Origin of the sequence: Mycobacterium parascrofulaceum ATCC BAA-614, assembly GCF_000164135.1 — a bacterium.
Classification (GTDB): domain Bacteria; phylum Actinomycetota; class Actinomycetes; order Mycobacteriales; family Mycobacteriaceae; genus Mycobacterium; species Mycobacterium parascrofulaceum.
Genome location: NZ_GG770642.1, coordinates 1 through 826, shown reverse-complemented (window position 1 = coordinate 826; position 826 = coordinate 1). Strand labels below are relative to the sequence as shown.

The following is an 826-nucleotide window of genomic DNA, read 5'->3' as shown; positions in this document are numbered from 1 at the left end:
GTTCGCGCCGCCGCCGCCCCAACCCCTGGCGGCCCCGCCGCCACCACCGTGGATGCCCCAGCCGGCGCAACCGGCGGCGGCCTCGGCAGCCGGGCAGAACCCCACGCCGTTCACCGGAACGCCGCCGTTCGGGCCGCCCTCGTTCGTTCCGAAGACCGGCTCGACGGTGGGGGTGGCCCAGCCGATCATCATCAACTTCCCCGGACCGGTGGACGACGCCGGCGCGGCGATCGACGCCGTGCACGTGTCGTCCGTGCCGCCGGTGCCGGGCAAGTTCTACTGGATGACCCCGACCCAACTGCGCTGGCGTCCCTTGAGCTTCTGGCCGGCCCACACGGCCGTGACCGTCGATGCCGGGGGGACCGTGACCAACTTCTTCACGGGCGACACGCTGATCGCCACGGCCGACGACGCCACCCATCAGCTGACCATCACCCGCAACGGGACCGTGGAGAAGACCTTCCCGATGTCGATGGGCATGACGTCGGGCAACCACCAGACCCCCAACGGCACCTATTACGTGCAGGACAAGAAGGCCTCGGTGGTGATGGACTCGTCGACCTACGGCGTGCCGGTCAACTCGACCTACGGCTACAAGGTGACGGTGGAGGACGCGGTCCGCTTCGACAACGTCGGCGACTACGTGCACAGCGCGCCGTGGTCGGTGGACGACCAGGGCAAGCGCGACGTCAGCCACGGCTGCATCAACATCAGCCCCACCAACGCCAAGTGGTTCTTCGACAACTTCGGCCCGGGTGATCCGATCGTCGTGAAGAACTCCAGCGGCGGCAACTACAAGAAGAACGACGGCTCCGCCGACTGGATG

The 826-nt window shown here is 68.2% G+C and carries 1 protein-coding gene; it reads left to right on the top strand.

Translation table 11 applies throughout. From position 1 onward, the window contains the following. The coding region (locus HMPREF0591_RS30020; RefSeq protein WP_040624579.1) for a L,D-transpeptidase at positions 1-826 on the top strand (826 nt) is incomplete at both ends.